Source organism: Pseudomonas sp. IT-P171 (assembly GCF_949767765.1).
Classification (GTDB): domain Bacteria; phylum Pseudomonadota; class Gammaproteobacteria; order Pseudomonadales; family Pseudomonadaceae; genus Aquipseudomonas; species Aquipseudomonas fluorescens_B.
Window position 1 is genome coordinate 60,649 of sequence record NZ_CATKQN010000004.1, and the last position, 13,631, is coordinate 74,279.

The following is a 13,631-nucleotide window of genomic DNA, read 5'->3' on the forward strand; positions in this document are numbered from 1 at the left end:
CTGCGCAGCCCAGCGGGAGCAAGCTCCCTCGCCACAGAAGAGCATTGCGCTTGTGTGCCCTAATGAACGGCCTTCACCGTTCGTTTATAGGGCGAGCTTTTTATTTTTTGGAGACGACTGCCCATGGCACTGCACCCGGACATCGAAGGGTTTCTTGAACTGGCCGAGTTCGGCCGCCTCACCGGAAAAAGCCTGCCCATGCACGAGCTGAGTCCGACCGACGCGCGCCAGCAGTTCGAGCAAACCTCGCAGCTGCTCGATGCTGCACCGATGGGCGCGCTGACCGTGACTGCGGTCAGCATTCCGGCCCGCGACGGCCATCTGCTCAACGCGCGCCTCTACGCTCGCCCGTCGCTGGGTACTCAGGAGCGTCCGGTGCTGCTGTATTTCCATGGCGGCGGATGCGTGGTCGGCAGCCTCGATTCCCATGACACCCTGTGCCGGCGCCTGGCATTGGCGGGTGGTTTTGCAGTGCTGTCGGCGGATTATCGACTGGCCCCGGAACACCGTTTCCCTACCGCTTACCACGATGCCGAGGACGTGACACGCTGGCTTGCGACTACCGGCGCCAGTGGTTTGGGGCTGGACGCCACGCGCATCGCATTGGCGGGGGACAGCGTCGGTGGCAGCCTGGTGGCCTCGTTGTCGATCGCCATCGCGCAGAATCCACAAGCCTGGCCGCTGACGCCACGGCTGCAAGCGTTGTTGTACCCGGTGATCGACGCCGTGGAAAAACGCCCGTCCCTCGCACGTTTTGCCGAAGGCTATCTGCTGGAAGCAACCACGCTGGAATGGTTCTACCAGCAGTATCAACGCAACGCCGATGATCGCCGCGACTGGCGCTTTTCACCGTTGTTTGCCGAGACCTTGCAAGGTCTGACGCCGACGGTGTTGTGGCTGGCCGAATACGACCCGCTGCTCGACGAAGGCCTGGCCTGGGCCGAAAAATTGCGTGCGGCGGGGCAGCCTGTGGTGCTGGACGTGAAGGCGGGGATGACCCATGACTTTGCGCGGATGGGGGAGATGGTTCAGGAAGTGCCGGGGATGCTGGAGCAACTGGCGGGGCAGATTACTGAAAGTCTGGGTTGAGGGGCAGGAATCGTTCCCACGCTCTGTGGGAACGATCATGTCACCGGACTAATGCGTGTCCTCTATCGGATCCAGATGGTCCAATGCCCGATTCACCGTCAACTCCGCCAGCATGATCACCTGCGAAATGCCCAGCAGTGAATTGCGCGACGACCCCGTCATATGATCAGCCAGATCATTGGCCATCACCTCGGCCGAGGCCAGCGATTCACACGCATAACCCAGCAGGGTTTCGATATCGAATTCCGGATTGACGATGAACATTGTGCTGAGTGTGCGCGGGGTGGGTTTGATGTCGGCGATTGAGGGTTGGAAATCAGGAGTGGGGGCGGTGGGTGAGTCGAGGTTTTCTTTGGGGGAGGCCGGATCGGTTTCCGGCGGGTTTGGTGTGACCTTGGGCATAGATGGAACTCCTAACGCGAAAAGTAAAGGAGCCATCACCCTCGCTACCAAACGAAGGGTGGCGGCCATACGCGGGTTGGTAGACCGGTCGCATTAGGACCCCGGCGCTCCCGAAGGAGCCCTGCGCATGGCCACCATAAATCAGAGCCCTGAGAAAGCGACTGCATGGGTGACTCTATGCGCCTAAGCGAAACGGGCTACCAAACCCGACCACTGATAAGCAGTGGTGGAGAAACGATAGAGACCATGCTCAAGACGCACAAGCCGGCGGATTCTGGCGTACCTGTAGGCAACGACGCAAGGTGATGTAGCTTTCATGAAGTAACTTGTAGGCCGCTTAAACAAGCTATGCAAAACCGCAGTGGCTGCGCGGTTCCTGCACACGAGGTAAGTGCGAAAAAATATCGAATCAAACCGCTAGTCGCGCATCTGCCAGAGTATTAAATCCACTTTCTTGAGATCGGTAAGCTTGCCGTGCTCGGGTATCAGGTCGTTAAACTGGTTGATCCAATTGACACCCTTGTCGGACGTCAGAAAAGTTTTGTACCAGTTTTCGATATCGGCGTAGCGGAGTTTGGCGTCACGAATCTTGGTGTGAGAAGCATAGGATGGAGCCTTCTGACCGATGTTTTTAAGGACGTGCTGGTCCCATACAGGCTTGTCATCACATAACGTCGCGACCAGTTTGCTGGAAAAAGACGGTTCGTAGCGTCCAGTTACTTCGTACACACGGTCTAGAACGTCACCAAAAGTGGGCTTCGAACCTTTCAACTCCTCCATGAGGTTGTAATAGGTGGAATACCAGGATGCCTGCCGACGCTGGACTCGATAGAACCCGTTATAAGCTCGCTGAAACTCTGCATCCGTCGAGACATTCACCTTCGCCACTTGATCCATGAGTGCCAGGTATTTCTTGATGCCTGGTTTGGCGTTGTTAATGGCAGACGTCACATCTGTAACCATGGAATCGATTTCCTTTCAGTGGGTAGCGAGTGCTGAGGTTGGCTTACGTGTGCCCAGTCGCGGGCGGTTACTTGTTATCGTTTTTGCGTGATCGCGCTTTCGCGATCATGTCGTCAAGCTGGCTGATCATCTCATCCACGTCGATTTCTTTGAATTCGCCACACGACGCCGCGATGATCCGTTCGGCAAATTGTGGGCTGTACTCCAGAGGGGAAAAGCCAGGATCGTTCTTGTCGATTGCGGTGTAAATCCACTGGCCGTCAACCTCTTTGCCATACAGGCGTTCTTCTTCCTGTAACTCCAGAATAATCGACTGGAATTCAGCCTCGCTTGGGTGGATCTTTTCCTGCATCACCCGCCGACGCAGATCAGTTGCATTGATCCCCCCGGTTGCGGCCTGAAACACCAGCGCTTTTAACATCTCGATGTTGCTCATTTATGCCTCCTTCATCCGCCTGCCCCGCGGGTGGGGGCGACGTGCTCAACGTGATTGCCTTGCCAATGAGGAGCATCATGAAATCAAATAGGGTCACTTCCTGTCCCTATCGAAAAAAATGATAAATCGCGCTCACCGCCGTGATTATTTGCGGCAAATCCTTCTTGCAGCCGGCAAATCGGTCAGTACCGCCTACCTTCACGAGCGACTGGTCGGCTGGGTTTCGCGCAATGGTGATGGCAGTGATGTTCATCACGAAAGAACCACCCGCAGAGACTTGAAGGTGCTGAAAGAGCTTAACTACGTAGAATCCGAAGAGGGGGAAGATGACAAGAGGGAGTTGTTCTGGAAAGCGGTTGGCCGAAGCCACTCACTAGTCCTGTCACCTTCAGACGCAATGTCACTCACTGCAATCTTCCAGCACGCCGAACGTTTTGGCCTGCAGTCAGCGACTGAGGAGCTCAAGGGCCTGCGGGACTACGCTGAACTGGTCATGCAGGACGGCTGCGAACGAAAGCTGGATTTCACTAAGCGTATTACCTCCGGCACCCGATTTACGGTACTGCAGCCTGGTAAGCACAACCCCGAACATCTCAAACGTTTGCAGACAGCCATCATGAAGGACACTCCCTTGGAGGTTGGGTACCTTCCTCGCGATGCCGACGGTGTTGAGTGCATCTACCAACTAAAACCGCTGGGGCTGTCCCACCAGGACTCCAATATTTATCTCTCCGCCTATGTTGTCGAAGAGAAGTGGCTCGGCAAAGAGCCTGATCCTGAATTGCCGCGTGGTAAATACAGCAGCAATGGTCCCAATAAACTTTGCGCGCTGATGCTTCATCGAATCACAAAAGTCGAGCCTGGAAAGCGGAATATCAACGACCCAGAAGGCTACGATGTTCTCTCAGACGAAGCACAGAAAGACCTTGTGAGCGTTTACACGGCCCCGCAATTAACGCGCTTTCTTCTAAGTGACAACCTGTACAACCGGCTTGCTGAAAACCCACTCGAAAAAGACCAGAAGCTGGAGCCATGCGGGAACAAATGGTTGCTGACATGCAAGACTCGCGACTCTCAAGGGCTGCGACTTTTTCTAATGGCGAACGCTGCGGATATAGAAGTATTGGAGCCCATTACCCTGAGGGATCATATCCGGCAGATGCTCATCGCTGCGGTGAGGACGTACCAACAATGAGAAGCAGTGTTTCGACGCTAACAGAAGGGATACACCTGCCGTTCACTGCCGGTAATCACTGCAAATGGGCGGGTCAAGTCAATGTAATACACGGGGTGTAGGGGAGGGCTGCGGAAATGGCTCCAGCCAGCGGCAAGTTAAGCAGCGGACGTCGCGCGAGTTCAATCGTCAGCGGCACGTTTTCGGCACCTGTTTTCACTCACTCCGCCATTTTGGGCGACGGGGCGGACTCCACCCAAAACTTCGGGAGGACGGACAATTTTGAATGATGGCATTATGATGTCGTTTCGAGTGACAGCTCAGGTAGCCAGTATCTCGTAAACTGTAAAGCCAGCTTTCCTACGCCGACGCGGATTACCGGCAGCTGCACACCCTCCAACCTCAAGAAGCAAGGACGCTCTATGCGCACTTTTTTTAAGCTTTGGCTCGGCGCGACTATCGTTTCGCTGACCCTCTATCTTCCGTTCTATATGTTCTCCAACAACGCCATCGACGCTGTCGAAGAGCTGACTCCCATTGACCTGATTCCGGTGACCGGGATGAAGGGCCAAGACCCGGAACAACGAGAGAACATGCTGAAAAGGATGGGCATCGATACGTCCATGGAGCTTGAGGATGCCTTGGACGACAATGATCGTTTGTCCAATGTCGATATCGATTACGTGGACACCGACGAAGCCCGGCAGGTCGAGCTGTCCAGTGGTCTCAAACTCGTGGCGGCAACAGCCGATATCGCTGGAGGCAAGCAACTGAAGATCGTTTTCGGCGTGGTACCGAAGCGATTTCTGAAAAGTATCGCAGGCGTTGCAGGAATCGTTGCTTTCCAGATTACCGATGGGAAACATTCACTGGGGATCATCAATGGCGTGTCTGATGAGCTCTATCTGTGGACGTTGTTCGAACCCACCGGAAAGGCAGGCGTCGAGTCCGTCGATCGAATGGTGCAGATGTTCGATGCGCATGTCGCCAGAATCGAAGAAGACAAACATGCCCGTGAGCAGGACCAAGCTGCGCAGGCGAATGCCCAACGCTCAACCCAAGCAGTAGACACTCAGGCAGCTGCGCCACAGGTTCGCCAATTCGAGAGTCGCACCGTCGCGGGTAATCCGAGCCCTGAACAGGTCATTATTTTCCAGTGGGAAGGTCAGCCTGCTTACTGTGCGGATGAAGGGGCCGATGGCGCGAATTGCCGTGGCGATGGTTCCGCCTTCATTGGGCAGGGGTCTCACAAGGACTATATGGATTCCGGCAGTGCGCTCTGCATTGCAGGTGAGCCGGATTGCAAGCTTCCACAGTATTTCCCGGAAGATGTTCGAGGATAGTCGGCGTAGACGCTCTGGCCAGCAGCGCCCATGGGCGCTGTGTTGGAATCAAGTCGGCTTCTATTGAGCCGCCCCGGTAATACCCATCCCCAAATACAAAACCGGGCCGCAAACGGCCCGGTTTTGTTCAACATTTAACGTGCACAGCAATCAATAATTAGCCCGCAACGTCAACGTCAAATTCCGCGGATCCCCATAGAAGTTAGTCCCCCACGACCCATCCACGCGATCATAGTACTTGCGATCAAACAGGTTGTTGCCAGTCAGTGTCGCCGACAGGTTCTCGTTGAACTTGTAGCCCACCTGCGCGGTGGCGATGCCGTAGCCGCTTTGTTCGAAGCGCACATCACGCTGGTACCAGGTCTTGCTGACAACGCGCACGCCGCCGCCGACGCTGAAGTCTTTGAGCGCGCCATCGGTGAAGTCGTATTTGGTCCACAGGTTGAAGTTGTGTTTAGGCGTGATGGTGCTGAAGGTGTTGCCTTCGGTGGCGTCGTCAGATTTCACCAATTTGGTGCTGGTGAAGGCGTAGCCGGTGACGATGCTCCAGTTGTCGGTCAGGTTACCGCTCAACTCGGTTTCCCAGCCCTGGCTGCGTGCCTTGCCTTGTGCTTCGTTTCCTCCTGTATCGGCGTTGAACTCGGCGCGGTTTTCATCGTAGATGCGGAACATCGCGATGCTGGCGTTCAGGCGGCCGTCGTAGAATTCGCGCTTGAGGCCGATTTCATATTGCTTGCCTTTTCGCGGTCCGATGGGCGTGTTGTCGCTGCCGAGTTCGCTTTGTGGCTTGAACACACCGGTGTAGCTGGCGTAGGCCGACAGTTCCGGGGTCAGCTTGGCGATGATGGCGCCGTATGGAACGACCTTGCGGTTGATGCTGGTGTGGGCCTCGCCGAAATTGTTGAAGAAGGCGTTGGCGTTCTTGGCGTCGCTTTCGTACCAGGTCACGCGGCTGCCACCGATCACGTCGAGCCAGTCGGTGACGTTGAACTTGGCGCGGGTGTAGAGGCCGTACTGGTCGGATTTGGACCAGTTACCGTTGACCCGCTCATAGTCGTTCTTGGGAATATCGATACTGCCCGGGTTGTAGACGTTGATCGGGAAGTACTCGCCGCCACCGTATTCGAAGTCTTTGTCCAAGTGCTGATACTCGGCGCCCACGGTGAACTCGTGCTGGCGATCAGCAAACTCGAATGGCGTGGTCACGAAGCTGTCGACGCCGATGGTCTTGATGTGGGTGTAGTAGTCGTACGCCACGGCCGAGCTATCACCCGTAGCCGGATCGACCGTACCGTCGGCCCAGGTGAAGTTTCGCTGCGGCGTTTCAGCGTCGCGGTAGGTGACGGTGGTCTTGAACTGACCGCCGTTGTCCAGCGCGTGATCGACCTCGGCGAAGGATTCCCAGACTTTCTCGTTCAGGGTGTTCCACTTGGCATCGACGAAGGTCGAGCGCGACACGTCCAGCAACTTGCCGTCGGCAAAGGCTGGCAAACCGAACGCTGGCGTGGAGTGGTTTTGCTGGTAGGCGCCGCCGACCGACAGGGTAGTGGACGGGTCGAGGTCGAATTCCAGGCGACCATAGACCATCGGGCGTTCGTTCTGGGCGGAGTCGACGAAGGATTTGTTGTTCTCGTAAGCGGTGATGAAGCGACCGCGCACGGTGCCCTGATCGTTCAACGGGCCGGTGACGTCCACCATGGAGCGGTAGTGGTCATAGGAACCTGCGCCCAGTTCGCCGCCGAGGGCGAATTTGTTCAGGGCGCGCTTGCGCACCACGTTGATGGTGCCCCCAGGTTCGCCAGCGCCTTGATACAGGCCCGACGGGCCACGCAGCACTTCGACGCGGTCGTACATGGCGAGGTCGAAGCTGGTGCCCATGTCGCCCTGGCCGGTCGGTTGCGACACGCCGTCAACCTGCACCTGGTCGACGAGGAAGCCGCGCATGTAGACGTCGTTCAGGCTGGAACCGGAGTTGTACGTCTTGATGGTGACACCGGTGACCTGGCGCATCGCGTCTTGCAGGCTGTTCATGTTCTGGTCGTCCATGCGCTGGCGCGTGACGACGGACACCGACTGCGGAATGTCCTTGAGCTTGATATTGCCCTTGCCGATGCTGACTTCATCGGACGTGTAGGAATGCGTGCCTTCAGTCGTCGGCCCCGGTGCCACGCCGGAAATCGCGGTCGCGCCCAGTTGCAGCGCGCTGGAGTTTCCCGCAATTGGAACCAGCGAGACAGTGTTGCCAGTCAGTTGAAACGTAATGCCGCTCCCCAGCAGCAATGTGTTCAATGCCTGTTCCGGCTCCAGATTGCCGGAGACCGCTGTCGATTTGAGGCCGTTGACCATGTCCTGGCTGTACAGGATTTGCAGGTCGGTCTGTTGACCCAGTTGCTGCAGGGCGCTGGCCAGCGACTGCGAAGGAACGTTGACGTTCACCGGCGCTGCCTGGACTTCAGACGTGCCCAGCAGCAACAGGGTCAGCAACGCACCCGGTACGACTGTTCGGAATTTCTTTTGCGACGCGATGGCCATTGCCAACGGCGCGCGGGACAGGGTAGGGCTTTGCATTGCTCAAATCGCTCCTGAGGTGTGCAGTTATTTTAGTTAATGATAATTATTATTAGACGCGTCGCCGCGGTGAAACCGGAAAACAAACTCCGAAAAATCGTCGGGCGATGCGATTTCAGCCGAACTCAGGCGGTTGCCCGCTCCGTCACCACGCGGCCCGACTCCATGCGCACCAGCTGATCGGCCATGTCGAAATAGCGATCGTCGTGGGAGATGACGATGATGGTTTTGCCCAGGCGCTTGAGGTCCGGAAGCAGCTCTGTGTAGAAGATCCGGCGGAAGGTCGGGTCCTGGTCGGCCGCCCATTCGTCGAACACCAGCACCGGCCGTTCCTCCAGCCAGGCATTCACCAGCGCCAGGCGTTTACGCTGGCCGGTGGACAGGTCGGTGGTGGTGAAACTGCCGTCCTTGACGCTGACCTTGTGCGCGATTTCCAGGCGTTGCAGGTAGGTGTTGGCATCTTCGGGGATGTGCTGGTCGCCCTGCACCACGTCATCGAACAGGTAGTAGTCGGCAAAAATCGTGGTGAACAATTGGCGGTAGTCGTCACGGTTCTGCGCGTCGATGCTGTCGCCGTTGAGCAGGATGGCGCCCTGTTGCGGCGCATACAGGCCGAGCAGCAATTTGATCAGCGTGGTTTTGCCGCAGCCGTTTTCGCCGACGATGAAAATGATGTCGCCCTGTTCGATGGTCAGGTTCACCGGCCCGAGGCGGAACGCTTCGCTGCCTGGTGCGGCGGGGAAGGTATAGCTGACGTTGTCCAGTTGCAGGCTGTTGACCACGGCAGGTTTCTTGCCGGTATCGTTGAGCAGCAGGTGCGGTTCCGGCGAAGAGAACTGGTTCGACAGTTCGGCGATGCGGCGGAAGGCAATCCGCGCCCGGCTGACCACCGGCAAGGTGCCCACCAGATGCTCGATCGGGCCTTTCATGTACAGCAGCACCAGGACGAAGCCGCTCATCACCGACTTGTCGGCGCTCGGCCAGAACGATTGCAGGGCCAGCGCCAGGCCGATGACCACGAAGAACAGCATCGACCCCAGCGTCTTGGCGATCACGAAGGTATTGATCGAGCGCACTTGGGTGTTGCAGATGAAGTCGGCCGTGCCCTGGATACCCGAGGTGAACATGCGCTGGCGGCGCGGACGGTGAATGCGCAGTTCCTTGGCGCCGCCGGCGATGGCGTTGTAGTGCTTTTGCAATTCGTCTTCGGCGTCGCGGGCGGCCATGAAGCCTTTGATGCCCTTGCCCTGTGCGTAGAACTGGATGCCGGTGCCGATGGCAATCGCCAGCACCATCATCAGGAACATCGGCCACGACAGCAGCGCCAGGTAGCCCATGCAACCGAGGGTTACGGTCAGGGAAATGGCCAGCGGCGCGAAGGCGAAGGCGAAGTCGCTGATGGTGTCGACGTCATGGGTCAGCACCGGGATCAAGCGGTGGCTGCGATAGCGTTCGATCTGTTCGATGGGGGCCGAAAGAACCTTTTCCCCCAGCTCTTTGCGCAGCTTGGCAATGATGTGCTGGCCGACATAGTTGGTGCCGATGTCCGAGCAGATCGAACTCGCCAGGGCCAGCAGGCAAAGGCCGCCGAACAGCGCAACCACGCCTTGGGTCAGGCCGCTTTGCGAATGCAGCGCGTTGTTGATCGTGGCCAGCAGCACCGTCACGCTCAGACCGCCCACCATGCCCAGAATGATCGACAGGCTGACCACCAGCCGGAACGGTTTCAGGAGGGTGAACAATTCATGAATTGCACCGCGCGCAGGCTGGGTCTTGAGGAAATGCATTTGAGGACGGTCCCTTGGGTCGTGAGGCATACCCAGTAGAACGTGTGGTCAGGCGTTTAATTTAGACGGCCGCCGACTGGCGGCGGCCGCAGGGGGAGGGGGCTCAGCCTTTGGACGGCAGCTCGCGCACCACACGGAAACCGATCCAGTCGCCACGGGTTTGCGGGTAGATGTTGTTGCGGTTGCCGGAACGCGAGAACACCGGCGCTTCGCCCCAGTCGTTGCCGCGAATCTGCAGGGCTTCGCAGTTGGGTTCGATCCACGCGCTGCCATCGGTGGGGGCGCCGACGTAATCGCTGTGTTCGCAGTCGGCGATCCACTCGTAGACGTTGCCGTGCATGTCGTACAGGCCGAAGGCGTTGGGTGGGAAGCTGCCGGCCGGGGAGGTGTAGCTGTAGCCGTCGGTTGGCCCGTAAGTATTGGCATGGGTGGCGATGCTGTACTCGGTGCCTTCGTCGAACGGGAACGGGAACGGCCCCGTTGAACCGGCGCGGGCGGCGTACTCGCGCTGGGCCTCGCTGACGATGTGGTAATGCTGGCCGGTCTTGAGCGACAGCCACGCGACATACGCGCTAACCTCGGCGAAGTTCATGCACACCGCCGGCTGACGCGGGCCCTGTGGATAACGTGGCTTGCTGTTGATGCACTCGCGACCGGGGCGGGTGTCGCCATCGGGAAGGGTGATCCCGGTTTCCTTCATGTATTGGTCCCATTCACCGGCGGTGATCTGGTAACGGCTCATGGCGAACGGCTTGGCGAACGTCACTTCGTGCATCGGGCCTTCATCGGGCTCGCGACCGACTTCACCTTCCGGCGTGCCCATGGTGAAGGTGCCGGCAGGCAGCACCACCATTTCCGGGCAGTTGCGGCAGTCCTTGAACACTGTGCCCGGCAGCGGCGCAGTGGAAGCCAGGGCTGCGCCGGGCAACGCGGTGCCGAGCAATGCCAGCAGGGTCAGCGCCCGCCATTGCGGGTTCGGCGCTCCGAGTCTGTGCAGGATGTTTTTCATAAGCATTCTCGCTAAAGGAAATCGGCGTTTCAGAGTGTGCTGGCCAACAGCGCCATGACGCGGTCGATGTGCGCCTCGGTGTTGAGCAGGCCCGGGGACAGGCGAATGATCGGGCCGACATCGCGGTCGACGGCATCACAGACCACGCGCTGGTCCATCAGGAAGTTGGCGACTTCCTCGCAGTCCCGGTTCTTGACGCGGAAGAACGTGAAACCGGCGGAATACTCGGGCGACAGTGGCGTGACGAGCTCCACCGACGAATGTTCCTGCAAGCGCCTTTTCAGGTAGCTGTTGATCTCGTGAATGCGCGCCTGAACCTCGGCCTTGCCCAGGTCCAGATGCAATTTGAACGCTTCGGTCAGCGCCCAGCGGTGTTCAAACGAGTGATAGCCGCCGTAGGTCATCACGGTCGAAAACGTGGTGGCTTCGGAGAACGTCGGAATGGTCGGCGTGATGTCCTTCATCTCGTCCGAGCGCGCGCAAATGATCCCGGTGCCCCGTGGGCCGAACATCCATTTGTGGGTGCCGGCGATGAAGTAGTCGCAATGCATGTCCGGGAAGTCGAGGTTTTCCACGCCGAAACCGTGGACGCCATCGACCACATAAAGGATGCGATCCTTTTCCTCACGGTCGCGGTTTTTCTCGGCGACCAGTTTGCCGATCTCGCCGATGGGCAGCTTCACACCGCTGCCGGAGTGCACCCAGGTCATGCCGAGCACGCGGGTTTCGGGGCGGATGTTGCGGGCAATCGAAGCCAATATTTCGTCGGTCGAAACCTTGGACGGGTCTTCGAACAATTTGATTTTGCGAACCTGGGTGCCGTCCTTTTGTGTGCGGAATTCAAACACGCTGTTGGCGGCGTAGTGCTCATGTTCGCTGGTGAGGATTTCCTGATCCGGGCGCACATGGATGCCGGCGTAAATCATTGCCAGACCTTCGGTGGTGCTGCCGGTCAGGGCGATCTGCGACGGCTTGGCTTTCAGGTAACGGCCGGCCCACACGCGGACTTCTTCTTCGCGGCGTTCGGTCTCGCCGCGATGCCAGTCCATCGCCAGGCCCGGGTTACGGTCGAGGTTGGCGCGGTGCATCTCGATCGCCTCGCGCACCGGCCGGGGGTGTGAGGTCACCAGAAAGTTGGCGAAGTGCAGGTAATCGGGGTCCTGGTCGAACAGCTGACGGAACTGCGCCCATTTGTCTTTGGGCAGCGGCGCCGGCATGGCGGCCAGCGCGGGCAGGCTGACGGCGGAGCTCAGGGGGATGCCGGCCGCGATAACGCCAGCCTGCTTGAGGAAGGTACGACGGTTGGTCATGAATTCGGTTCGCTTGGCAAAGGTGAATGTCAGTGTTTGGCGACAGGCCGGGAAGACTTCTGCACCTGGTCCCAGACCCGCAGGAAATTGCCGCCCCAGAGCTTGGCAATGTCGGCCTCGCTGTAGCCGCGACTGATCAACTCGGCGGTCACGTTGCGTGCCTCGCTTACGTCTTTCCAGCCGTTCAGGCCGCCACCGTCGTTGAAGTCGGAGCTGATGCCGACGTGATCGATGCCGATTTTCTTTACCGCATAGTCGATGGCGTCGCCGTAATCCTTGAGCGTGGCCTTGGGTTCTTCATCGATGATGCCGTAGAGCTGACTGGCGTATTCGCCGAAACGCTGTTCCGACCACACGGTGATCACCGGGTCGCCCGGCATCAGCGCCATCTCCAGGCCTTGCAGCGGTTGCAGGTCGAAACGGGCGCGCAGGGCGTTGAGTTTGTCTTGAGTGTCTTGGCTCAACGGCTTGATGTAGGTCGGGAAGCCGACGATCTGCACCACGCCGCCGCTGTTCTTGATCAACTGCATTTCCTGGTCGCTGAGGTTGCGCGGGATGTCCACCAGCGCCCGTGGCGCCGAGTGCGAGGCGACCATCGGCGCGCGGCTCAATTGACTGACTTGCTCAAGCGCTTTGGTCGACATTTGCGACACGTCGATGATCACGCCGAGGTCGTTCAGGCGATGCACCGCTTGCTTGCCCAGCGCCGACAAACCGCCCAGGGCGTCACGGGAATCATTGAAAAACGGTAGCGGCCGGGACGAATCGGCCCAGGCGTTATTGCCCACGTAACTGAAGCCGAACATGCGCATCCCGCGGGCGGCCCACTTGTCCAGCGCGTCGACGTCGTTGCCCAGCGGGTAGGCGTTGAGCATGCTAATGAACACGGCGAACTTGCCCTCGCCGTGCAGGCGCCGGAAATCGTCCGGGGTGTAGGCGATGGCGACCTGATTGGGGAAGTCGCGCACCAGGGTGCTGATGATTTTGTAGCGGGTTTCCTGCTCGTGACGGGCTTCGTCGATGAACCCGGCCGTTGGACGATGCGGGGCGTTATCGCCGTTCCAGATTTCCGGCCAGCCGAAAATGGTCAGCGCCGCGCCTGACAGGCGACCACGTGCGGCCTTGACCAGGTCGAACTGGCCGCTGCCGTCCTTGTCGGCCTCGTTTTCGGCGGTGCCGAAATCCATCGGAACGGTGATGTGGCTGTCGAACGAGAGGATGCGCTCTTGCAGTTCATCGGCCTGTTTCATTACCGCGACCGGGTAGCCGGGGTTGTCGTTGAGCCAATAGTCCCAGGCCGCAAATCCTGCCGCGCCGGCGATGGCCAGCGCCAGGGGCAGGCCAATGAAAAGAGCCTTTTTCGAACGAGGTTTTGTCATTGCCATCTCAGTCAGGTTCGCCGTCGAGGGTGCAGGCGCGGAGCCTTTGCTATCTGGGAAGAACGAGTGGCCAAGGCCAGAATTTAGTCGTTTGTGCGAGCGTCATCGCGAGCAGGCTCGCTCCCACACTGATTGAGTGAACGCAAGATCACCTGTGGGAGCGAGGCAGCT

At 58.7% G+C, this 13,631-nt stretch carries 11 protein-coding genes; 3 read left to right on the top strand and 8 right to left on the bottom strand.

The window, feature by feature from the left end:
- Positions 1 to 123 precede the first annotated feature (123 nt).
- Positions 124 to 1,089 carry an alpha/beta hydrolase gene (locus tag ACM6I5_RS03525; RefSeq protein ID WP_414883197.1) on the top strand — a complete coding sequence of 322 codons (966 nt, stop codon included), beginning with the start codon at positions 124 to 126 and terminating at the stop codon, positions 1,087 to 1,089.
- Between the two features lie 48 nt (positions 1,090 to 1,137).
- On the opposite strand, the gene ACM6I5_RS03530 is transcribed toward ACM6I5_RS03525, so the two are convergent.
- The 3 genes from ACM6I5_RS03530 to ACM6I5_RS03540 form a co-directional block, all read right to left on the bottom strand.
- Positions 1,138 to 1,491: a DUF6124 family protein gene (locus ACM6I5_RS03530; RefSeq protein WP_017337595.1), complete on the bottom strand. Its 354-nt coding sequence runs from the start codon at positions 1,489 to 1,491 to the stop codon at positions 1,138 to 1,140.
- Positions 1,492 to 1,908: 417 nt separating this feature from the next.
- The gene (locus ACM6I5_RS03535) at positions 1,909 to 2,454 is read right to left on the bottom strand and encodes a hypothetical protein (RefSeq protein WP_084321043.1); all 546 of its coding nucleotides are present in this window, start codon (positions 2,452 to 2,454) and stop codon (positions 1,909 to 1,911) included.
- Between the two features lie 67 nt (positions 2,455 to 2,521).
- Positions 2,522 to 2,890, bottom strand: coding sequence for a hypothetical protein (locus tag ACM6I5_RS03540; protein WP_414883198.1), 369 nt, complete (start codon positions 2,888 to 2,890; stop codon positions 2,522 to 2,524).
- A gap of 118 nt (positions 2,891 to 3,008) precedes the next feature.
- Here ACM6I5_RS03540 and ACM6I5_RS03545 point away from each other — a divergent pair, with 118 nt between their 5' ends.
- Together ACM6I5_RS03545 and ACM6I5_RS03550 are read left to right on the top strand one after the other, a co-directional pair.
- The gene (locus tag ACM6I5_RS03545) at positions 3,009 to 4,085 is read left to right on the top strand and encodes a helix-turn-helix transcriptional regulator (protein ID WP_414883199.1); all 1,077 of its coding nucleotides are present in this window, start codon (positions 3,009 to 3,011) and stop codon (positions 4,083 to 4,085) included.
- Positions 4,086 to 4,486: 401 nt separating this feature from the next.
- On the top strand, positions 4,487 to 5,407 hold the full coding sequence (locus tag ACM6I5_RS03550; protein ID WP_414883200.1) for a hypothetical protein: 921 nt from the start codon (positions 4,487 to 4,489) through the stop codon (positions 5,405 to 5,407).
- A gap of 150 nt (positions 5,408 to 5,557) precedes the next feature.
- Here the strand turns inward: ACM6I5_RS03550 and ACM6I5_RS03555 are convergent, their stop codons facing one another.
- The 5 genes from ACM6I5_RS03555 to pvdM form a co-directional block, all read right to left on the bottom strand.
- Complete coding sequence (locus tag ACM6I5_RS03555) at positions 5,558 to 7,975, bottom strand: TonB-dependent siderophore receptor (protein WP_414883201.1); 2,418 nt, start codon at positions 7,973 to 7,975, stop codon at positions 5,558 to 5,560.
- A 125-nt stretch (positions 7,976 to 8,100) separates the two neighbouring features.
- Positions 8,101 to 9,762, bottom strand: coding sequence for a cyclic peptide export ABC transporter (locus ACM6I5_RS03560; RefSeq protein WP_414883202.1), 1,662 nt, complete (start codon positions 9,760 to 9,762; stop codon positions 8,101 to 8,103).
- A gap of 103 nt (positions 9,763 to 9,865) precedes the next feature.
- On the bottom strand, positions 9,866 to 10,771 hold the full coding sequence (locus ACM6I5_RS03565; RefSeq protein WP_414883203.1) for a formylglycine-generating enzyme family protein: 906 nt from the start codon (positions 10,769 to 10,771) through the stop codon (positions 9,866 to 9,868).
- Positions 10,772 to 10,800: 29 nt separating this feature from the next.
- Positions 10,801 to 12,081, bottom strand: coding sequence for an aminotransferase class V-fold PLP-dependent enzyme (locus ACM6I5_RS03570; RefSeq protein WP_414883204.1), 1,281 nt, complete (start codon positions 12,079 to 12,081; stop codon positions 10,801 to 10,803).
- Between the two features lie 29 nt (positions 12,082 to 12,110).
- Positions 12,111 to 13,460 carry a pyoverdine-tailoring dipeptidase-like protein PvdM gene (pvdM, locus tag ACM6I5_RS03575; protein ID WP_414883205.1) on the bottom strand — a complete coding sequence of 450 codons (1,350 nt, stop codon included), beginning with the start codon at positions 13,458 to 13,460 and terminating at the stop codon, positions 12,111 to 12,113.
- Positions 13,461 to 13,631 lie beyond the last annotated feature (171 nt).

Coding starts and splice junctions, on each gene's coding strand:
- ACM6I5_RS03535 (WP_084321043.1), bottom strand. CDS start 2,454: ATGGTTACAGATGTGACGTCTGCCATTAACAACGCCAAACCAGGCATC.
- ACM6I5_RS03525 (WP_414883197.1), top strand. CDS start 124: ATGGCACTGCACCCGGACATCGAAGGGTTTCTTGAACTGGCCGAGTTC.
- ACM6I5_RS03565 (WP_414883203.1), bottom strand. CDS start 10,771: ATGAAAAACATCCTGCACAGACTCGGAGCGCCGAACCCGCAATGGCGG.
- ACM6I5_RS03570 (WP_414883204.1), bottom strand. CDS start 12,081: ATGACCAACCGTCGTACCTTCCTCAAGCAGGCTGGCGTTATCGCGGCC.
- ACM6I5_RS03555 (WP_414883201.1), bottom strand. CDS start 7,975: ATGCAAAGCCCTACCCTGTCCCGCGCGCCGTTGGCAATGGCCATCGCG.
- ACM6I5_RS03550 (WP_414883200.1), top strand. CDS start 4,487: ATGCGCACTTTTTTTAAGCTTTGGCTCGGCGCGACTATCGTTTCGCTG.
- pvdM (WP_414883205.1), bottom strand. CDS start 13,460: ATGACAAAACCTCGTTCGAAAAAGGCTCTTTTCATTGGCCTGCCCCTG.
- ACM6I5_RS03560 (WP_414883202.1), bottom strand. CDS start 9,762: ATGCATTTCCTCAAGACCCAGCCTGCGCGCGGTGCAATTCATGAATTG.
- ACM6I5_RS03540 (WP_414883198.1), bottom strand. CDS start 2,890: ATGAGCAACATCGAGATGTTAAAAGCGCTGGTGTTTCAGGCCGCAACC.
- ACM6I5_RS03545 (WP_414883199.1), top strand. CDS start 3,009: ATGATAAATCGCGCTCACCGCCGTGATTATTTGCGGCAAATCCTTCTT.
- ACM6I5_RS03530 (WP_017337595.1), bottom strand. CDS start 1,491: ATGCCCAAGGTCACACCAAACCCGCCGGAAACCGATCCGGCCTCCCCC.